Origin of the sequence: Streptomyces neyagawaensis (assembly GCF_023516595.1) — a bacterium.
GTDB lineage: Bacteria > Actinomycetota > Actinomycetes > Streptomycetales > Streptomycetaceae > Streptomyces > Streptomyces neyagawaensis.
Genome location: NZ_JAMGBG010000099.1, coordinates 39,562 through 59,790, shown reverse-complemented (window position 1 = coordinate 59,790; position 20,229 = coordinate 39,562). Strand labels below are relative to the sequence as shown.

The 20,229-nt window shown below is 67.5% G+C and carries 16 protein-coding genes, 1 tRNA gene and 1 riboswitch; of the genes, 8 read left to right on the top strand and 9 right to left on the bottom strand.

Annotation, left to right across the window (positions count from 1 at the left end; translation table 11 throughout):
- Nucleotides 1-4: 4 nt before the first annotated feature.
- The 7 genes from M8J73_RS32550 to M8J73_RS32520 form a co-directional block, all read right to left on the bottom strand.
- Nucleotides 5-352 carry an SCO3933 family regulatory protein gene (locus M8J73_RS32550; RefSeq protein ID WP_055517769.1) on the bottom strand — a complete coding sequence of 116 codons (348 nt, stop codon included), beginning with the start codon at nucleotides 350-352 and terminating at the stop codon, nucleotides 5-7.
- 203 nt (nucleotides 353-555) lie between these two features.
- Nucleotides 556-1,377: a protein phosphatase 2C domain-containing protein gene (locus M8J73_RS32545; protein WP_055541772.1), complete on the bottom strand. Its 822-nt coding sequence runs from the start codon at nucleotides 1,375-1,377 to the stop codon at nucleotides 556-558.
- Nucleotides 1,374-2,234 (bottom strand): sigma factor-like helix-turn-helix DNA-binding protein, encoded by an 861-nt coding sequence (locus tag M8J73_RS32540; RefSeq protein WP_055541773.1) that lies wholly within the window; start codon nucleotides 2,232-2,234, stop codon nucleotides 1,374-1,376. The genes M8J73_RS32545 and M8J73_RS32540 overlap by 4 nt, the downstream gene beginning before the upstream one ends.
- Before the next feature lie 175 nt (nucleotides 2,235-2,409).
- On the bottom strand, nucleotides 2,410-2,805 hold the full coding sequence (locus M8J73_RS32535; RefSeq protein WP_055541774.1) for an ATP-binding protein: 396 nt from the start codon (nucleotides 2,803-2,805) through the stop codon (nucleotides 2,410-2,412).
- A gap of 98 nt (nucleotides 2,806-2,903) precedes the next feature.
- Entirely contained in the window at nucleotides 2,904-3,758 is an 855-nt protein-coding gene (locus tag M8J73_RS32530; protein ID WP_079055146.1) for a helix-turn-helix domain-containing protein, read from the bottom strand.
- Nucleotides 3,759-4,257: 499 nt separating this feature from the next.
- Nucleotides 4,258-6,858: a DEAD/DEAH box helicase gene (locus M8J73_RS32525; RefSeq protein WP_055536682.1), complete on the bottom strand. Its 2,601-nt coding sequence runs from the start codon at nucleotides 6,856-6,858 to the stop codon at nucleotides 4,258-4,260.
- A gap of 7 nt (nucleotides 6,859-6,865) precedes the next feature.
- The gene (locus M8J73_RS32520; protein WP_055536683.1) at nucleotides 6,866-9,040 is read right to left on the bottom strand and encodes a site-specific DNA-methyltransferase; all 2,175 of its coding nucleotides are present in this window, start codon (nucleotides 9,038-9,040) and stop codon (nucleotides 6,866-6,868) included.
- Nucleotides 9,041-9,223: 183 nt separating this feature from the next.
- Here M8J73_RS32520 and M8J73_RS32515 point away from each other — a divergent pair.
- Nucleotides 9,224-9,302 (top strand) — tRNA-OTHER (locus M8J73_RS32515).
- Between the two features lie 232 nt (nucleotides 9,303-9,534).
- Here M8J73_RS32515 and M8J73_RS32510 read toward each other — a convergent pair.
- Nucleotides 9,535-11,214 carry an SWIM zinc finger family protein gene (locus M8J73_RS32510; protein WP_055536684.1) on the bottom strand — a complete coding sequence of 560 codons (1,680 nt, stop codon included), beginning with the start codon at nucleotides 11,212-11,214 and terminating at the stop codon, nucleotides 9,535-9,537.
- Between the two features lie 1,260 nt (nucleotides 11,215-12,474).
- Between M8J73_RS32510 and M8J73_RS32505 the strand changes: the two genes are divergently transcribed.
- Nucleotides 12,475-13,140, top strand: coding sequence for a hypothetical protein (locus M8J73_RS32505; protein WP_206187737.1), 666 nt, complete (start codon nucleotides 12,475-12,477; stop codon nucleotides 13,138-13,140).
- Nucleotides 13,141-13,310: 170 nt separating this feature from the next.
- Here M8J73_RS32505 and M8J73_RS32500 read toward each other — a convergent pair whose 3' ends face one another.
- Nucleotides 13,311-13,598 carry a hypothetical protein gene (locus M8J73_RS32500; protein WP_206187738.1) on the bottom strand — a complete coding sequence of 96 codons (288 nt, stop codon included), beginning with the start codon at nucleotides 13,596-13,598 and terminating at the stop codon, nucleotides 13,311-13,313.
- A 355-nt stretch (nucleotides 13,599-13,953) separates the two neighbouring features.
- Here M8J73_RS32500 and modA point away from each other — a divergent pair, with 355 nt between their 5' ends.
- The 6 genes from modA to M8J73_RS32470 all read left to right on the top strand — a co-directional run bounded on the left by modA (nucleotide 13,954) and on the right by M8J73_RS32470 (nucleotide 20,184).
- On the top strand, nucleotides 13,954-14,715 hold the full coding sequence (gene modA, locus M8J73_RS32495; protein WP_240500864.1) for a molybdate ABC transporter substrate-binding protein: 762 nt from the start codon (nucleotides 13,954-13,956) through the stop codon (nucleotides 14,713-14,715).
- 2 nt (nucleotides 14,716-14,717) lie between these two features.
- Nucleotides 14,718-15,581, top strand: coding sequence for an ABC transporter permease (locus tag M8J73_RS32490; RefSeq protein WP_055536686.1), 864 nt, complete (start codon nucleotides 14,718-14,720; stop codon nucleotides 15,579-15,581).
- Complete coding sequence (locus tag M8J73_RS32485; protein ID WP_249829421.1) at nucleotides 15,578-16,717, top strand: ABC transporter ATP-binding protein; 1,140 nt, start codon at nucleotides 15,578-15,580, stop codon at nucleotides 16,715-16,717. Before M8J73_RS32490 ends, M8J73_RS32485 begins: the two co-directional genes overlap by 4 nt.
- Nucleotides 16,718-16,891: 174 nt before the next feature.
- Nucleotides 16,892-16,988: riboswitch (cobalamin riboswitch) on the top strand.
- A 147-nt stretch (nucleotides 16,989-17,135) separates the two neighbouring features.
- Nucleotides 17,136-18,158 carry a FecCD family ABC transporter permease gene (locus M8J73_RS32480; RefSeq protein WP_249829429.1) on the top strand — a complete coding sequence of 341 codons (1,023 nt, stop codon included), beginning with the start codon at nucleotides 17,136-17,138 and terminating at the stop codon, nucleotides 18,156-18,158.
- Between the two features lie 140 nt (nucleotides 18,159-18,298).
- On the top strand, nucleotides 18,299-19,177 hold the full coding sequence (locus M8J73_RS32475; RefSeq protein ID WP_249829420.1) for an ABC transporter ATP-binding protein: 879 nt from the start codon (nucleotides 18,299-18,301) through the stop codon (nucleotides 19,175-19,177).
- 8 nt (nucleotides 19,178-19,185) lie between these two features.
- A complete protein-coding gene (locus M8J73_RS32470; RefSeq protein ID WP_055542834.1) occupies nucleotides 19,186-20,184 on the top strand; it encodes an ABC transporter substrate-binding protein in 999 nt (332 codons plus the stop codon).
- Nucleotides 20,185-20,229 lie beyond the last annotated feature (45 nt).

Below are 20,229 nucleotides of genomic sequence, written 5' to 3'. Positions count from 1 at the left end.
GCGATCAACCCTGAACCGGAGCCGGGGCGTTGACCATGACGGCGTCGGCACGGTAGGCGATGCCGTGCCGGGCCCGCCCCCCGAACTCGCTCTCCCAGGGCCGGGCGACCAGACCGGACAGGATGACCGGGGCACCCATGACCAGACCGTCACCGATGCCCTGCTCAGGAACGGTCACCTTGATCATGTCCGAACCACCGGCCGCGATGAACACCAACTCCACCGTCATGAGCCGCTGGTTGGTCACCGGGTCAACGGCAACCTCACCGGTCTGCCTGTCCCTCACCTTGACCTCCGGCAGCTTGGTGATGAGCAGCGTCGCGGCCGAGGTGTCCACGGGGATGACACGCATTTTCTGTACCTCACAGGGTCGTTGGCGCCCCTTGATGACGAGCACCATTCCAACTGGATACCCCCCTAGACAGCACAAAGGAGGGTCGCCCCCGCTTGAACTGTCCAGGGGGGTGTACACCTAAGGTAAGCGACCGACCCGCGAACTGTCTAGGGGGGTATACGAGTTGGCGCCGGCCTCACCGCTCGCGTGAGTTGAGTGCGTCAGCCCAGGGCCCAGTGGAGGGCGGTCGCATCGTCACGAGCCTTGCCCCGCGGCCAGCGTCGCCCCTCAGGGTCGCTGGCCTCAGCTTCACGTACTCGGCGGATCAGCTCATCCGGCCCCGACGAGTCGAGGACGGACAACACCGCGCGCCAGTCTGCGAGTTCGAACCGGTCGACGAGGCGCGTGGCGCCGTCGCTCAGCAGGGTCACGGATGCCAGCGAGTCCAGCGGCACCGTCCCGGTCAGGGCATGCTCGGCCGCCCGCGGATTGGGGCCGGCGATCCAGAAGCCGCCCGGCCGGTTACGGAGCCCGGTCAGGGCATCCCTGTACTCGGCGAGCGCGGCAGTGTGTTCCGGCGATCCGGTGGGCAGTTGGTCGACAGCCCCGCGCAGCCGCTTGCCGACTTCGTCCAGGCGCCGGTCGGTGACGACGGTCGTAGGGCCTTCCCTGTCTGCCAGCACCAGGGAGGAGTCACCGAGAACGAGGTACTCAAGAACTCCCCTGCCGAGCCGCGCGGCGACGACCGTACTGGTGGGACTGGCCCGGTAGGCGAGGTCGCAACTGTCCTCATGCAAGGACCGGACGAGACTGATCGAGTCGGCGAGGCAGTCGGCGAGCGGCCTGGCGGGGCACGCGGTCATGCTGCGCAGCAGCAGAGCGCCCAGGGTTGCGGAGAACCAGGCGACGCCGTGCGTGCACCCGGTCTCGGCCCCGCCCACACCGGCACCGTCGAGGACAACGGCCGCGCAGGGGGCGGCAGCGGCGAAGTCCTCGTTCTCGCGGTCGGGTTCGGCGGGCAGTGTGGCGAGGGCGAACCTCACCCCGCTTCCTCCGTCGCCTCTTCGTCGTGCCTGTAGAGGGGGCAGAGCAGTTCGGCGGACTGCGGTTCGCTGGTCTCCGGGTCGTACTCGACGCCGACGAGCGTGGAGAACCGGCGGTCACCGACCTGGCCCCACAGGGTGTTCAGGTCGTTGGCGAGCAGCTGCACGACGCCGAGAGAGCCCTGAGTGTGGATGCCGGCGATGGCGAGCAGCGAACCGTTGCCGTCCGGGCGCGGCAGCCGGCCGAGGTATCCGACGTCGTACGGCCTGGCCGGGTCGCTGTCCTGGCCCGACCGGTACACGGTGCCGGTGCGCCGGTCCACCACCGTCCAGGGCCCGTCTTCCGCGCGTTCCCAGCTCAGAACGGGGTCTTGCGCGTAGGTGTCCCACATCTCCTGGGACATGCGCGGGCCGCAGACGACGACCAGGCCGTCTCGATTGAGGTCGATCTCTCCACCGACCGACACATGCTCGGAGGTGACTTCGAGCCCGTATGTGCGCGCGAGGTCTTCCAGCCGCTTGCCGGAGCTGACGTCGTCCATGGCAACGACCGTCCGCCCGTGCTCGTCATCACGCCGCAGCGGCGTAGCGACGACGACGGAGCCCCGGCCGAGGAAGGCCCCTTCCGGCGCCGGACCGGTGTGCCGGATCTGGTGAATGCGCCCGCGGCTCAGGCCAGCCTTCTCGGCGATCTGCGCGTATGACAGCCCTTGCGCGTGCAGGTCCTGGACCACGCGTCGACGAAGGCGAGCCAGCTCGGTCACCTCCTGCTGTGCATCAGCCAACCGGGTCGTGACCTCGCGCAACAGCCGGTACGGATCGTCAATCGCCATGATCCGCTGCAACTCGTCCGACATGACTTCACCTCCTAGCACTAACCAGGAGTCTAGGGCCCTAGACGGAATGGGCGGGAGACGGCGTCCCGTACTTACGCCGACCACGTAGAACCGTGACCGTCTGCCGGGCACACCCCTAGGGCTCACCCGTCACCGCCCGCGAGGCGACCAGAGACGACCGTCGAGGCGGGCGCGATCACACGCCCTCCCGCACGAGGTCCGCCCACACCGTCCGCCCGTCGGGCCAGCTCTTGATGCCCCAGTCCTTGGCGCATGCGGCCACCAGCGCCAGGCCGCGACCACCCTCATCCCGATCCGTCACGTCGCGCAGGTGAGGCTCGCGTTCACCTCCCACATCGACTACCTCGATGCGCACGAGGTCACTGTCGTCGCCGAAGCTGACGACCACAACGAACCAGCCGCCGGCCGCGCCACTCAACGAATGCCGCACAGCATTGGTCGCGAGCTCACTGACGACCAAGACCGCCTCGTCGACCGGTCCTCGCTCCTCCAGCAGAGCAGCGACGAAGCGTCGAGCATGACCCACCTCCTCGGCCAGGCCGGGAAAGGCGCGGCACCACTTGGTACGCATGGGAGATCCCTCACTCTACGTCTAGGGGGCTAGACAGCGCAACGGCAGAGTATTCCCACAACGGAGCGGCGGGCTAGGCATCTAGAGGAATTATTCCTCTAACGAGTGAGGGTGTCTCCCAAGCTGCGGAAGTCCGTCATCGACCGCAACAGCAGCTCCCGCACCTCGTCGCCGAAGATGGCCGCTTCCTCGAAGCGGGCGAACGCCTCCTCGTATGCGGCCAGTTCGGCGGAATCGGCCGACACGCGCTCACGGTCGAAGGTCTCGACGACAACAGCCCTCTGGTCGCACAGGGTGAACCCGTGGCGAGGCAGCATCGGCACACACTGACGCCAGGGGATGACCCCGAGCCGCACCGTGTCCAGGCTCTCGACGGCCAGCAGCCGGTCGAGCTGGGCGAGCATGAGCGCCGGAGTCCCCGGCCAGGTACGCAACACGGCCTCGGTCAGCACGAACACCGACTCCCGACCCGGCTCGTACAACACACTCTGCCGCTCGACGCGGGCAGCCACCGCCCGACCGATGGCATCAGGCGACGAGTTCGGCACACTCGCGAAGACGTGCCGGGCGTACTCCGCGGTTTGAAGCAGGGCCGGCAGTACAACGCACTGGAACGACCTCACCAGCTGCGCGGACCGCACCTCTTCATCAACGGTGCTACCGGCGACCGCAGTTGTGCCCTCTGACTGTTGGTCGGCACCAGGAGCCGCCATCACAGCGTGCAGCAGCTCACGGACCTCGCGAGCGGTCGACTCGTCGAGGCCGAGAGCGCCTGAGAGGCGGTCGAGCACATCAACGCTCGGAACCATGCGGCCGGTCTCGACCTTGGACACGGTCGGCTGTCCTACCCCGGCACGCTGCGCTAGCGCAGCACCCGTCAACCCGGCTTCTGCCCGAAGTTCCCGAAGACGCGCACCAAGCCCCCGCATCCGCTCCCGCCGCTCACTCCCCATGCTCAGGGTTCTACACCACGGGGCAGCCCGGCACAGAAAAGCCGATCACGGCCACCGTCAACCATCAGCTGGGATCGAACTGTCAAGCATCACCCGGGATCGGACACGGCCCCAGCCCCCTCCGTGATTCAAACTTTCTCTACTGGTTCAAGGCGGCTCGCTACGCTCACCGCGCGCGGCCCGGCCCCCGGCCGGGCCTGCGCTCCTGCCTCCGTCCCGCTCCAGCCCGGCCGGCGCCCGTGCCGCGCTCATGGCAACCAGCCGCCTGATGCCAGAGATGGGGTACGTCGTGGCTGGGGCGGTCGGCTCCGCGGCTTTACGGAGCCACTTTGGCGCGAGCCTCGAAGATCATGGCCCCAACGTCGTGCTTTACCGGGCAGGTCCACAGACTGCCCGACGCGCCGGAAGCTTACGGGGCCATGATCACTCGCGCCAAAGCAGCGCCACCCCAAAGCCGCTCCACCGACCGCACTTTCCGCGCCCCGTGGACCTGACAAGCTCAGTAATCTGTCGCAGCCGCGGACAGATAAAGCTGTTCCACGTCGCTCGCACCCTTAATAGCTTCTCGCACCGAAGAACTCTTTAGGTCGAGCACTCGAAGCCTCTTGTCCTTCGTCTCAGCCACAGCCTCGATGCGGTGGAATTCAGTGCCGTACTCCTCAGTGAAATCCACCAGACCCACCAACTTAGGAAGAGCGTCCCGGAGATGGAAGCCATGCGGATCGACAATGGAGACCTTCACATCAGAGAGATCACCATGGAAGAAGATGAAGTCAGGACACATGCGTCGCCAATCACCCTTGCCGTCCTTATAAGCGATTGCGAGCGAATCCTCAGAGGCGCGTCCCGGGTTCCTATACCAAGCCAGGAAGCCTGGCTGCCCCATTTCCGACTCTAGAACCTTCGTTTCCCACTGGTTGAGCGATGAAATGGGGAAGTCACCGTTCTCGTCAGCCATGAGGTGTCCAGGCTTAGTCACAACCTTGTTACCGTCCGAATACTCTGTTTCCTCGGACCGAACTTTTGGTCGTGCAACTCCGGTGCGCTGCGGCTCCACAGACATCGCGACGATGTCGTCATAGACGGCCTTGCGTTCGTCCGTCAGCCCCTTGATGGCTACCCGGAACTGAGAGAGCCATTTGGTCGCCAGGGCGTCGGCCTCACGATCGACAGCCTCCTGAACACCGTTGACTTGCGCCAAGGCAGCGACTTTTACGTGAGCATCAAAAAGACCATCATCGTCATCATCCTCCACTGCGATATGGTCAGCATACTTGCGTGCCAGATCCGGGGAAAGGAGACGTTGCGCAACTTTGAAGTCCGAATCCACCGAGCGCTCGTCCGCGATCTCAGTGAATTTTTCCGCTACAACAACATTTTTGTTGTGAACGGAGGCGATGAGCGTCTCTCCCTTAACATCCAATATGCCAGTCGTTGCGACTTGCACCTGCTCTTTGTATCGAGCCATCAAGCCATCGAGAACTGCGAATAGTTCCGCGTAAGCAACCTTCCGGGCGTCAGCCAAGAGGTGGTCACGTGAGAGAGCCTGGGCAAGTGCTGTTAGTCGCTTGGTAGGCTTTGCTGCTTTACGCGGAAGGGTCTGGGACGGAATAGCATCAAATGCATCCCAAACTTCCGCGGGGACCGCCTGATTAACGACCATGTCGACCGGCTTATAGAGGACGCGGCGTCCCTCGCCTCCGCCGGAACCTCCAGACCCGTCTTCACTGTCGTCACCAGAGCTCTTTCCGAGGAGGATCTCGGCGACCCCAGTGGCGGTCGCGCGATTGAAGAACGGAAGGACACATTCGACGGAATTGAGGCGATCATTTCCGGTAATGCGGCGCGCTAGTGGAGTCCGAACCATGCGGCCAAGGAGCTGTGTGATATGCGTCTTGTCAGTAGCCGGGCGAAAAGATACGAGTACCTCAGCCCGAGGGCAATCCCAGCCCGTGGAGATAGCATCTTTTGCAAGAATGACTCTGATATGCGACCTATCCTGGACCTTTTCCGGCGCCACGTATGGAATCACGTAGTCGCCCAACTGGATGTTTGCGTGTTCTCCGAATACATGCGCGATGCTGCCGGCCGGCAGTTCTGGCCACTCTTCGCGGATAGTATCGATGGCTGATACGAGCAGGCTGTCTGACGGAGTGTTGGGGACCTGTACCACCAGGAGCGGTACCACTGGGTCCGATGTCGTACCTTGCTCTTCGGCGTATTGCTTCCACTGCGCGGCTGACTCGCGTACTTTTCGCGTGCCTCGCTTTAGAAGGACGGTGTCGAACACGCCTGATTCTGAGGGGAAGTCAAGACGAATGTCGTCCTTCAGGAGGCCAGACTCCTGGATCAGGGCGGGGTCAACCTCATAGTCCGGGTAGGTGAAGCGGCCTTGCGCCTGCGACATCGCTTCCGAGAACCGTTCAATTGTCGCAGAAATGCCCCACACCACGGGGACCGGAGGCACGCCACTACCTCCGTTGACCAGGCGCTTGACGATAGTGGTCCTATCCTCACGGTCGCTTTTAGTGAGCTTCCGCATCCCTTTATGTGCCTCGTCAAGAATCAGATAAAGGGTCAGGCGGTCATCCTCGATGGTGTTCTTGATTGTCTCCCAGATAGTAAAGGCGCGTAGGTCCGGCGACACTGAGCGCTCTACTAGAGGTGTCTGTTCGTCCTCTGCCGCTCCCCGGACAAGCAGCGACTTCTTCGAGAGCTTCTGCGAATTGAGGAAGTATACCTTCCCTGATTCGAACTTCTCTCGATTGAAGGTGTTCTCGATCACGTGCAATTGAGAGTGAGCGATGCGGTCACCTGCCGCCTCGACTAGCCGCAAACGTGTCTGCTCGTTGAGAGACGGATCGTCTGTGAACCACAAAACTACCGCGCCTGGGTCGGCTTCAAAATTCCAGTCATCGTTGCCGAGGAAAAGAGACTCGATCACTGCGGCGGCCATAACCGTTTTACCGGCACCGGTAGTGGCTGCGAGAGAGAAGGAGACGTTACGACCCTTCCGATGGAAGTCCTCACGGGCGTCACTGAAGTAGGTCAGCATTTGACCCACGGCGTCGTTCTGGTACTCCTTCAGCGTGAATCGCATCGTGCAGTCACTCCCTGCCCGTGTTGATTGTGAAATTCGTCAGATAAGACTCGTACAAGCGCACTGGTTCTACGTGGCCTGGAAGCTCTGAGCAGACCATCTGGAAGCTACGGTCGTCGTCAGTCACGATGAACGCCATTCGTACTCTATCGACCTCTGCAAGGGCGGTCAGAAAGTCGTACGAGTAATCCATGTCAAAAAGAACGCCGTATGAGTCAGCGATATCAAAGCCATCGCGCGCCTTCTCTATACGACGCCCTCGTGCTCCGGCCTTAAGCCAAAGCAGGGGAGCCACAGCCTCGAACGAACGGTGATGTGCAACTGCTCGCGGAGCTTCATAAGTCATCGTAAAAAATTCGATGTTCTCATCGAAGCCATCCGACATAGGAAATGGGTCGGCGAACCTGTACTTTCCTTTAACGGGCTCGCCCTCGGGTGTCAAACCTGTGACTGCCGCTTGCAGTCGCGGCTTAGTAATGAAGTCGCAGATGCCGAGTCGCTCCCATTCGGCATCACCAGGCCGCAATCCTTGTGTCCGCAGCCGAGCCTGCTCGTTCGCCGACACCTCGTTATTTGTGACGATGATGCTGGATCGGGATCCGTCGTCTTGGCGATTCAGACGCATAACGGCATGAGCAGTAGTGCCAGAGCCGCCAAAGAAATCGACGACAAGAGCATCCTTTTTGGGGCCAACAACGAAGCGCAGGATGTCCTCGACCGCGAACAGAGACTTAGGGTACGGGAAGTGGCGCTTTGGAATAAGCGCTGAGAGAATACTTGTACCGCCGATCTCGGCATTGTGTGACGCCATATTCCACACCCGCTTCGGCGGAGTGACAATTGAGCTGTCAGGCGTGACGTGCCCTTCTACGGCGCCATCAGCAGCTCGCCCAGTGACGGTGATTTCTCCCTTGCGGATGCGCTCAATAGTGCCACTGGGCAGGTAATAAATCGTGCCCTTTGCGGTGGCTGGCTTCCAGTTTTTAACCCGCGCGTAGCCGTTAGCCCAATTCTTCCTCAGAACCTCAGGGGTCAGCCCCCACAGCATTTCTGTCCCGTCAGGCTTTAGTGGCCAAAGCGCGACTGTACCCGCAGGGGTCGGAACGGCAGATCGATCGACGTCGTCATCGATCGGATCACCAATAGAGTGCAATGTCCCATCCTCACGGGACACGAAGATGGGATAGAACTGATTCGGTCGCGAACCACGGACGCTGGACGGCTCTCTACGTCGCAAGCCAAGCCATTCGATTGGCTTGGGAGCAGCTTCTACCTCTTCGGCGGCTTCGTCTTCCTGTGTTTCCTTGTACGACGGGAGCATGTTACTTTCCCACGGGTGAATTTTCGCCCCCCCGAAGGTCAAGAAAAAGATATGCTCCTCGACTCGTGAGAATTTCCCGCGCCGCACTGCCCCCTTTGCGCTAATGACGGACGTGACCATCTGAATAGCGGCCTCTGGGAAGGTTTGCTCAAGCAGCAGGCCGAGACGGAGGACCTCTTTCTCGTCGATTGTGACGATAAGGGCAGAGGACTCGGGGTTAAGAAGGCGCTTCGCGAGCTTCAGACGCCGTTCCATGAAGGCCAGCCACTTAGAGTGGGCGTAATCGTCTTCAGGGTCGACGTAATCGTTATTGTACTTCCAATCATTGTCGCGAGTGTTGTATGGGGGGTCGATGAAGATGGCGTCGACTTTCCCCTCATGGGTGAAGAGCAAGGTCTGCAGTGCGTGGTAGTTCTCCGCATTGATAACAGAATGGAACGGCTTTTCGCCCCCTCGCTCGACTTTGCCAGTAGAAATGAGGCCCGGGAAAATGGCGTCACGGAACTCCGCTACGACGACGAGATCATCTACGGAGCGGGTTGCGGTCTCGACCTCCGCATCGGAAGTGTCTTGACGAGTGAGGGTGGCAACGCGGCCACTCTCAGTACGCGTGAGACCAACGACTCTCCAGATGCGCTGATCGACTGACTTGGGACGGGCCCCACGCTCGGCTAGGAAGCGCACCTTGTCACCCTTGCGAACCGGCCGCCCTGGCAGATCGACCGTCTCAGGCACGTGGCGTTCAAAGTTGAGTCCGAAGCGGCGACGCCGGCTTAGCGCTTCCACCTCCCTAGCTAGGTCGGCAGCCAGCTGCGGATCCTTCTGTCCGACCTGCCGCAGGAGGTTGCTCAACGTCGACACTCGGTCCTGTCCTTCCGCCGTCCACTATGTGCTTCCCTGGCTTCACCAGCGCATGGAAGGCTATCGGGTGCACCAGCATGCAGGGGGCCAGTTGGAGCAGACGCAGGTCCCCAGCCCTGGCGTCAGCACTCACGCTCTGCGTGGACTATGCGTGGACGAGGCCGAGGTTCTGGTCCGTCGGCTCCCTCGTGACCTGCACCATCGTGGTCCTCGCTAACGGCCTCCGGAGCCGTGTGCGCAGGTTCGAATCCTGCCGGGGGCACCTTGCATGAGGTGCCCAAAGACCCCGTCACCAGCGGAAACGCTGAGGCCGGGGTCTTCGTGTTTGTGCAGCCGTGTGCCGCCTGGAGCGGCTGTATGTCAGTGCAGGGGCTGTGCGAAGTTGATCGGGGCAGGACTGGCCGAATAGGCAGGACCTGGTCGAGCAGGACGGCTGACGTTTCCCCCCGGTGACCACCCCACCGGCCAGGTGAGCATCCCAGGCGCCGTCCGGCTCACAGACCGTGGTCGTTCATCAGGCGCATCAGGTTCCGCTTGCGTTTCTGGGTGGCGCGCAGAGTCGCGACGTACACGCCGAACTCGTCCTCCGTGCCCAGGCTGCGGTGGCAGTCGCGGACGCTCAGCAGTAGGCCGACGAGCTGCTCGTAGACAGCGTTGCCGGTCTGCTTCAGTAGTGGTTCGGTCAGGCGCAGGTAGACACCGAGCGCATCGGCGGGGCGGTAGGCGCGGGCCTGGTCGGCGAGGGCGAGCCATTGCCGGTCGTCGGCGCCCGCGTCGGTGGCGGCCTGCCAGGCGGCGTCGGTGTCCTTGTCGTCGAGCAGGACGTCGACCAGGACGGGGCCGCCGTACCAGCCCCCTCGCCGGGGTCCCGCGGCGTCGGCGCGGAGCAGGGCCAGGGCCGCCTCCCGTTCGGCCGACCAGCACTCGGCGGCGCGGGCGGCGGCCCGCAACTGCTGGTAGGTGAGCAGGGAGAGGCGGGCGCCGAAGTGGTCGCGGCGCAGGGCGACCGCGTCGGCATGCCGGGCCATCTGCGCGTAGCGCTCGCAGAGGTGGTCGACGAGGGCGGTATCGACGGTGGCGAGGTCCTCGGTCTCCCGGATACCGCGTTCCGCCCAGCTCAGCGCCTCGTCGGGGCGTCCCGCGGTGTCCAGCTCGCGGGCGATGACCAGGTGCGTGTGTCCGTTTGGCGCCAGGTCGGCCGCGTGTACAGCGATCACCGTGTCGACGTCGTCTCCCGCCTTGGCCAGACGCTCCATCAGGTATTTCTCGGCCCAGCCGCGACGGTTGCCCCGCCATGCCTCGACCGCCAGCTTCCGCAGGACGCTCATTCCCTCTTGGCCAAGGATGTCCTCGTAGTCGAGCGGGTCGATGTCGGTGAGTCCGTCGTCCAGGTCTCCGAGCGCATGGCCGACCAGCCAGTGCGCGAGTTCCTCGGGGTCGGGGCGAGCCGCACGGCAGGCGTCGAGGTGGGCGTCGGCGAGGTCGGCACCGATCTGTCCGAGCCAGCCGTCGGAGTCGTCGACGCTCTCCACAGCCTCGGCCAGCAGCCGCATCGCCTCCCGCGCCAGGGTGATCGCGTCGGCGGCGCGGCCCGAGCCGGTGAGCGCGCCGATCGCGGACACCGCCTGCCGGGCCTGGTCGGCGTAGGCGCGGGCATCGGCGTACTCGACGTGTCCGTACTGCGCGAAGGGACCGATGTCGAACAGGTCGCGGATACGGGCCCGGACTGCGGCGAGGTCTCCGCGGGCGCTCGCGGCTCGTAGTTCCAGACGGCGGCGCAGCTGCCTGTTCTCGTCGATCTCTTCCCGTAGCAGAGCGAGCAACTCCGCCTGGGAGAGGGAGGTCAGCCACGCCTGGAGGCCCTGTGCCCGGTCCCGGGCCGCCTTCCGCTGCCGCGGCAGGCTCTCTCGTCGGGCGAGCACGGTCAGGCCGAGGGCGACCAGGTGCTTGCAGAAGTTGCCCTCCATGCCGTACGGGCAGTCGCACTCGCCGGACAGCCCACCGGGCGCGTCGAGGGCCAGCTCCACCTCGTACCGTTCCGTGCCGTGGACGCTCGCGGTGACCCGGCCGTCACCGACCTCGACCCCGGACACCGCGTTGAGATAGCCGCGCCCACGGTCGAAGGAACGGGAGCCGGCCAGCTTCTTTAGGTTCGCCTCGGTGAGGCCGTGCATGACTCTCTTCCGCCCTGCTGTGGCTGCGCACTTGATGCGTCGCCAGCCTAGGGGCTGCCAGGGGAGCGGGCCCACGACTTCGGAGGGTTGGCCTCCAGCGCGTGGAGTGCCAGGGCTGGTCGGCCGGTCACGAACCACGTTCAGGCGCGTGGTGGGCCGGGCCGGGCTTGGCTGACGAAACATTGGTTTGCGGAGTCCCACGGGTCGGCGCCGGACCGGGCCCCTTCGGTCGAAGCAGCCACGGCGCAGTGGCGAGTGGCTGACTCAAGGCAACGGCATCAGGGTTCCCCGGCGCTGCAGTTCCCGGATGTGTTCGGCGGCTCTCTGCGGAGCGGTGCCGCCGGTGACGAGCACCCCGGCTTCCAGGTTCCTGCGTACTCCAGCCGGTGCGCTCGTCGAGGTCGTCGTGGCGGTAGCCGTGGCGCGGGCACCATTCGGTGACGGGGCCGAACAACAGCCCTGCGCAGCCGTTCCACGGGAGCTGGGCGAACTTGTCGACGGTGGCGATGACCATGGCGGGTGCGAGGCGGTAGATCTCCTCGTCGACGCTGAACACGGGGATGCACTCGCCGGGAGAGCCGAGCCGGGAGAAGGGGCAGCGGTCCTCGCCCTCGCCACGCGGGCAGTACAGCAGTACGCGGCGCCGATCGGGGTCGTAGTCCATGTTGGAGTGCGCGGCAGGCCCTGCCCGCACCAGGGACAGCTGAGGACCTGGATGACTCGTGCGTGCTTGTCGCTGGCGCTCTCCCCGGGCGCCGGCGATCTGCTCCTGCGCCTCGCCGAACCAGTTCGGACACCGAGGTCCCCACCCACAGTCCGATACGGAACGGGGTCGTGCCCCAGCGTCGTTCGCGCGCGTACTCCTCGCGGCGCAGTACCTCGCAGGCGCTGACCAGGGCTGCGGCCCGCTGGAACTGCTGGGCCGTCAGCAGCCTCAGGGTGTAGCACACGAGGACCGCGACGCCCGCACGGCCGGCGCGGGCCTCGGTGCCGCTGCCCACGATGCCTGGAGCCTGCGCAGGGCGAAGGTGTAGGCGGCCAGCCCCAGGTAGGCCCTCGGTCTTGCCGCCGCCGGTGGGGAAGAACAGCAGGTCGACGAGAGCCTCGCGCCCGGTGCCGCGGTGCGGGTGGCCCGGGGGCGCTCAGCGAGGCGAGGTTGAGCAGGACGAAGGCGAGCTGGAAGGGCCGCCAGCCGGCCGCCTCCTTGCCCTGCGCGTACACCGCCTGGCGGGCCTTGCGGTAGGAGGCGGGATCGTCCTCGTGCCCGGCGCGCCGGGCGGCGATGGCGGTGTTGCGTCGCTGGAGGGCCACGGCCCGGTTGACGAACCGGAACGCTTCGAGGGCGTCGTCGTCCGTGGACAGGACGTCGATGCCGAAAGCCATGCGGTGGCACACGTCCTCGGCCTGGTCGATGGCCGCTTCGGCAGCTGTGCGCAGGTCGTCGGGGAGGGTCCGCGCCTTCCCCCGCTGAGTCTGGAGCCAGGAGCTGTGGCCGTCGGCGAGCGGGGCCAGGGCGGCGCTCAGTTCCGCGCGGCGTGCGGGTACGGCGAGGGCCGTGAGCTCGTCCATGCCGAGTTCCAGCCCGGCCAGCAGCGGCTGTTCGTCGATCTTGGGGGCGGTGGTGGCGCGTACGTCATACTCGGGCAGCCATGTGGTGGCCAGCCGGTGAGCCCGCCGCTCGCCGTGGCGGACGTCGGCCGTCACGGCGACGTTGCGGCCGACGCCGTAGCGGAGGCTGTCGCGGTAGAGGAGGCGCAGCCGCCGCTCCTCCGGTTCCTCGGAGGCCCCGACGGACCGGGGGTCCAGCGGGTCGTCGATGGGCAGGAAGACGGCCGCCCGGTCGTCGGGGAACGCGGCCACCTCCAGGCCGGTCTGGAACTGCCACTGGGTCCCTGCGGTCGGACGTGCTCTCGGGAAGCCTGTTGACAAGGGCGACCTCCACGACACGCAGGTCCTCGCCCGCCGCTCCGGCCGGGCGCGCGGACCTGTACGTCGAGGTGGATGCAGTGGGCGTCGTCCCCCTCCAACACGCGGCGCTGGTCGCCGGTCCGGGTGACCTGGATGTCGATGGGGTGGTGCTCAACGGCCTCGCGTCCTCACACACGCACCGGGTTCGGGCTGGTGTCGACGATCCTGTCGGCCAGCAAGTGCCGCCCCCAGCGGGCCGTGACGCTGAGGGTGCCGATCGACGCCGGGACCACGAAGGACAGCCCCATGGAGGAGGCCCAGATACGGCCAGCGGCCTGCGGGGTGAGGCGTTCGGGCAGTTCACCGCCCTCGGCGGCCTGCCCGTCGTCGCTGCCGGGTTCGTCGTCGCCGCTCTGCGCGGCGGTGTGAGCCATCGTGCGGGCGTCGTCACCACCGTCCGGGCGGGGCCCGAGCATGCCCACGAGGTACCGGTCGCGCGGCTCCGCGGACCGGTGCGGCAGCGCCGCAGGGGCCACCGCATCGGTCGGGGGCGGGTGCGGTGTGGATGTGCCGCGTGGCTCGCCGGGGGAGAGCATCCCCGCTCGGCATTGGGGGAACGTACATGCCATGCCCTTGGGGGTCTTTCCTTGCTTGTGCGATGGCACTGTGTCTGATGAGCTTGCATGTGCGAGACAATGGGGCAGTCATGGTCGGCTGGGGCTGTGCGTTCCGAGGATCGAGGATCTTCGAGGGCCCCTGCGTCAGTGCGGGAGGAGTGGGGGCTTGGTGGCTCGGTCTTCGGGGTCTGGGTGGTTCCGTCGGTGGGGGGCCCTGGTCGGTGCGGTTGTGTTGTTGGGGGTTGCCGGATGTTCCTCTCATTCCGCTGAGTCCTCTGAGTCCTCTGAGGGCGGTGACGTTTCCGGGGAGGTCACCGTTTTCGCCGCCGCTTCGTTGAAGGAGAGCTTCACGGAGTTGGGGAAGCGGTTCGAGAAGGCGCATCCGGGGGTCGAGGTGACCTTCAACTTCGGGGGGAGCGACTCCCTGGCCGCGAGCATCATCGGTGGGGCGCCTGCGGATGTGTTCGCGTCGGCCAGTCCCAAGACCATGAAGATCGTGACGGATGCCGGGGATGCCGTCGGGGCGCCCGTGACGTTCGTGCGGAATCAGTTGGAGATCGCCGCCCTGCCAGGCAATCCCGAGGGGATCTCCTCCCTGAAGGACCTCACCAAGAGCGGGCTCAAGGTGGTGCTGTGCGACAAGGAGGTGCCCTGCGGTGCCGCCGCCCAGAAGGCCCTCGACGCGAGCGGGCTCCGGCTCACTCCCGTCTCCTATGAGCAGGACGTCAAGGCCGCCCTCACCAAGGTCGAGCTGAAAGAGGCCGACGCCGCGGTCGTCTACAAGACCGATGTGCTCGCCGCGGGTGACAAGGTGGAGGGCGTGGAGTTCCCCGAAGCCGCAGACACCGTCAACGACTATCCGATCGCCCTCCTCAAGGACGCCCCCAACACCAAGGCCGCGAAGGCGTTCGTCGCGCTCGTACGGTCCGGTGAGGGGCAGGAGGTCCTGAGCGACGCCGGGTTCCTGAAGCCGTGACCGTGGGCTCGGTCGACGGCTCGGGTGCCGGGTCCGGCCGCGACGCGGAGGGGCCAGGGCGGGGGCGTGGCCTGATCTCGCCGCGGCGCGGTCCCGTGCCCGTGCCCTTGCTCGTGCCCGCGCTCGTCGGGCTGGCCTTTCTGGTTCTGCCGCTCGTCGCGCTGCTCGTACGGGCTCCCTGGTCGGACCTTCCCGATCAGCTGACCAGTCCTGAGGTGTGGCAGGCGCTGCGCTTGTCGCTGCTCTGCGCCACGGCGGCCACCGTGGTGAGTCTCGTGCTCGGGGTGCCGTTGGCGTGGCTGCTCGCCCGGGTCGATTTTCCGGGGCGGGGGTTCGTACGGGCCCTCGTCACGCTTCCGCTGGTGCTGCCGCCGGTGGTGGGCGGTGTGGCGCTGCTGATGGCGCTCGGGCGCAACGGGGTCGTGGGGCAGTGGCTGGAGTCGTGGTTCGGGGTCAGTCTGCCCTTCACCACCGCCGGGGTCGTGGTCGCCGAGGCGTTCGTCGCCATGCCGTTCCTCGTCATCAGCGTCGAGGGGACCCTGCGGGCCGCCGACCCGCGGTACGAGGAGGCCGCGACCACGTTGGGGGCCTCCCGGTTCACCGCGTTCCGGCGGGTCACGCTGCCGTTGATCGCGCCCGGGATCGCGGCCGGGGCGGTTCTCGCGTGGGCGCGGGCGCTGGGTGAGTTCGGGGCGACGATCACGTTCGCCGGTAACTTTCCGGGGCGTACCCAGACCATGCCGCTCGCCGTCTACCTCGCCCTCCAGAGCGACCCGGAGGCCGCCATCGCCCTCAGCCTCGTCCTGCTGACCGTGTCCATCGCGGTCCTCGCGGGGCTGCGCGACCGTTGGATGAGTGCCTCATGAGGGGGGCCGAGGGCAGGAAAAGGGCGAAGAAGGCGGTGGGCTCCGGTGCCGGTTCGACGGCCGGGGCCGGTTCGACGGCCGGGGCCGGGCGCTCCGGGGCCGGGCTGGATGCCCGGCTCGTGGTGCGGCGGGGGGCGTTTCGGCTTGATGTCGGGCTTCGGGTAGTGCCGGGGGAGGTCGTGGCCCTGCTCGGGCCCAACGGGGCCGGGAAGACCACGGCCCTGCGGGCGTTGGCGGGACTCGAGCCGCTCGCGGACGGGTATCTGCGGCTCGACGGGGCCGCTCTGGAGCGTACGCCGCCCGAGTCGCGTCCCGTCGGGGTCGTCTTCCAGGACTATCTGCTCTTTCCGCATCTGACCGCGCTCGACAATGTCGCCTTCGGGCCGCGTTGCCAGGGCGCCTCCAAGGCGGAGGCGCGTGCGCTCGCCGCCGAGTGGCTGGGGCGGATGGGGCTCGCCGAGCACGCGGGGGCCAAGCCCCGCCGGCTCTCCGGCGGCCAGGCCCAGCGCGTCGCCCTCGCCCGTGCCCTCGCCACCTCCCCCCGGCTGCTGCTCCTCGACGAACCCCTCGCCGCGCTCGACGCCCGTACCCGCCTCGACGTACGCGCCCAGCTCCGGCGGCACCTGGCGGACTTCGAGGCCGTCGCCGTACTCGTCACCCACGATCCGCTCGACGCGATGGTCCTCGCCGACCGGCTCGTCGTCATCGAGGACGGGCAGGTGGTGCAGGAGGGGACGCCGGGTGACATCGCCCGGCATCCGCGGACGGACTACATCGCCCATCTCGTCGGGCTGAACCTCTACAAGGGCGTCGCCGACCGGCACACCGTACGGCTCGACGCCGGGCCGGCGATCACCACCACCGAGGACCTCACCGGGCCGGTCTTCGTCACGTTCCCGCCGAGCGCGGTGACGCTCTACGGCGAGCGGCCCACCGGGGTCAGCGCACGCAACCTGTGGCGCTGCGCGGTCGCCGGGATGGAGACCCACGGCGACCAGATCCGCGCCGACCTCACCGGTGAACTCCCCCTCGCCGCCGACCTCACCACGGTCGCCGCCGCCGAACTCGGCCTCCACACCGGCGCCGAGGTCTGGGCCGCGGTCAAGGCGACGCAGACGCACGCCTATCCGGCCTGAGCCACGACGACTACAGCGACGGCGACTGCGGCGGCGGCCGCGGGACCGCGGGGCGGTGACAGCTGTGGGGCCGCGGGGCGGTGACAGCCGCGGACCCCGGGGCGGTGACAGCTGTGGGCCGCGGGGCCTACGGCCGGGTGTGCGGCCGGTGTTACGCTCGCCATGCCTCTCGTGGGGGAAGCCGGTGGGAATCCGGCGCTGACCCGCAACGGTGTGCGTGAGGACCCGACGGTCCGTGCGCGAGCCCGATTGCCCGTGAGCGGTGCGACCCGTTGACTGCTCGCCGTGGACTGCGAGAGGGGACCGCGCGGCCGTCCGGTCGTACGGGCTGTCTCCTTGCGTGAGGTTCCGCAGGCGGCCCGGAGGACCGAGGAGCGCCTCGATAGTGCGTCAGGCCCGTAGTCATGGCCGTGTTCCCCTGCCTCCTCTGGTGCTCGGGCTGAGTCTCGTGCTGGCCGGGTCGGTCGTGTGTGGGGTGGGGCTCGGGGCGGCGGGGGTCGCGTGGGCGGACGTGGTGCGATTTCTGTGGGCCGGGGGGACCGGGGGGAGTGTCCGGGCCGCGGACGGCGCCGCGTACACGATCGTCTGGGAGATACGGCTGCCGCGCGTGGTGCTGGGGGCCGTCGTCGGGGCGGGGCTCGCGGCGGTCGGGGTCGCCGTGCAGGCCATGGTGCGGAACGCGTTGGCCGATCCGTTCGTGCTGGGCATCTCCTCCGGGGCCGCCGTGGGCGCCAACGCGGTGATCCTGCTGGGGGCGTTCGCGGGGCTCGGGGTGTGGGCGCTGTCGGTGTCGGCGTTCGGGTCGGCGCTGGTGGCGATGGCACTGGTGTACGGGGTGGCCCGGTCCGGGGTCGGGCTCACGCCCTTGCGGCTGGTGCTCACGGGGACGGCGCTGGCGTACGGATTCGAGGCCCTCACCACGGTCATGGTGTTCGGGGCCGCCCGGGGTGAGGCCGCTCGCGCGGCGATGATGTGGCTGCTGGGGAGCCTCGGCGGGGCGACCTGGGCGCAGGTGCCGATCGCCGCGGCCACGGTCGTCGCCGGGTGGGTGTGGTTGCGTGCGCGGGCCGAGGCGCTGAACGCGCTCGCCATGGGTGACGAGACCTCCGCCGCGCTCGGGGTGCGGCCGGAGCGGCTGCGGCGGGAGCTGTTCGTGGTCACCGCCGCCGTGACGGGGACCGTGGTCGCGGTGAGCGGGGCCGTCGGGTTCGTGGGGCTGATGGTGCCGCATGTGGTGCGGATGGTGGTCGGTGCGGATCACCGGCGGGTACTGGCCGTCGCGCCGCTCGTCGGGGCCGTGCTGCTCGTCTGGGCCGATGTGCTGTCCCGGCTGTTGCTGGCACCCGCCGAGCTGCCCGTGGGAGTGATCACCGCCGTGGTCGGGGTGCCGGTGTTCCTGCTGCTCATGCGGCGGGGCGGCTACGCGTTCGGGGGGCGGTGACCGTGCGGCGCGAGGGTGTGCGGGGCGACGGTGGGCGGGGCGACGGTGGGCGGCGCGACGGTGTGCCGGGGGACGGCGTACGGAGCGGGGTGCCTGGTGGTCCCGAGGCGGGCGCCGGTGGGCTCGGGGGTGGGGCGGGGGTGTCGCTCGGGGTCGAGGGGGTGACCGTCGAGGTCGCCGGGCGGCGGATCGTCGAGGACATAGGGCTTGCGGTGGCCGGCGGTGCCTTCGTGGGGCTCGTCGGGCCGAACGGCAGCGGCAAGTCGACGCTGCTGCGGTGCGTCTACCGGGCGTTGCGGCCCACCTCGGGGGTGGTGCGGATCGGCGGGGACGACGCGCACGCCCTGCCCGCCCGGGAGGCGGCGCGGCTGCTGGCCGCGCTGCCGCAGGAGTCGGCGTCGGAGTTCGACTTCACCGTGGCCGAGGTCGTCGGCATGGGGCGGCTGCCGCACCGGGAGCGGACGGCCGCCGGGGACCGGGAGATCTGCGCGCAGGCGATGGCGCGCACGGGGGTCGCGCACCTCGCCGACCGGGGGTTCCTCGGGCTGTCCGGTGGCGAGAAACAGCGGGTGCTGATCGCTCGGGCGCTCGCCCAGCGCCCCCGGGTGCTCGTCCTCGACGAACCGACCAACCACCTCGACATCGCCCATCAGTTGGACGTCCTGTCCCTGGTGAGGGGCAGCGGGCTGACCGTGCTCGCGGCCCTGCACGACCTCAATCTGGCCGCCGCGCACTGCGATGTGCTGTACGTCCTCGACGGCGGCCGCATGGTCGCCTCCGGCGCCCCGCACGACGTCCTCCGGCAGGAACTGCTCGCCGAGGTGTTCGGGGTCCGGGCCCACCCCGTACGGCATCCCGAGACCGGCGCGGTGCAACTCCTCTTCGACCGGCTCCCCCGGTCCACCGACACGCGTCCCCTCGGCCGCCACCCCGCCCCGGTTCCCCATCCCCACCCCCACCCCCACCCCGATCCCCATCCCCACTCGCACTCGCACCCGCACCCGCACCCGCACCCCTAAGGATCTTCATGCGCTCGTCGTTCGTCACCGCGCTCTGTCTCGCCACTACCGTCACCGTCGCCGCCACCGGGTGCGGGGCGACCGTCGAGGCGGGCGGGAGCGCACGGGCCTCCTCCGTCACACTCACCAACTGCGGGAAGAAGGTGACGTACGACAAGGTCCCGGAGCGGGTGGTCACCAATGACGTGGGGATCACCGAGCTGATGTTCGCGCTGGGGCTGGAGGACCGGATGGCCGGGTTCGCCATGCCCGACGACAAGGGCGACCTGAGCGGAGTGCCCTGGAAGGGCGGCTACGACAAGGTCCCGTGGCTGTCGAAGGACCAGCTCACCAAGGAGAACGTCCTCGACGCGCGCGGCGACTTCGTCTTCGCCGGCTGGAACTACGGCTTCCGCGAGGAGGCCGGCTTCACCCCGCAGGCCCTGAAGAAGCTCGGCATACCCTCGTACGTCCTCACGGAGTCCTGCCGCAACGGCCGTACGGACACCTCACGGGGCATCATGCCGCCGCTGGAGGCGCTGTACACCGACCTCACCAACCTGGGGAAGCTCTTCGGGGTGGAGAAGCGGGCTGCCTCGCTCGTCGCCGAGTTCAAGGAGGAGGTCGCCGCCGTCCGGGCCGAGGCGCCCCGGGGGGCTGAGCGGCCGAAGGTGTTCCTGTACGACAGCGGGGAGGAACAGCCCTTCACCTCCGGCCGGTACGCCGCGCCCGAGCAGATCATCAGCGAGGCGGGCGGCGTCAACGTCATGCACGACGTGGCGGACTCCTGGACCACCGTGGGGTGGGAGAGCGTTGTCGAGCGGGACCCCGACGTCATCGTCATCTGCGACTACGGGGACGTGAGCGCCGAACGGAAGAGGAAGTTCCTGCTGTCGTACGGGCCGTTGCGGAACGTCTCGGCGGTCAAGAACCGGCGGATCTTCGTCCTCGACTACGTCGACCTGGTCGAGAGCCCTCGCAACCCTTCGGCCATCGCCCGGCTCGGGACGTATCTGCGGCAGGTGTGAGCGGGGGCGGACAGCGGTGAACGCCGGCCCGACGCCTCGGACGGC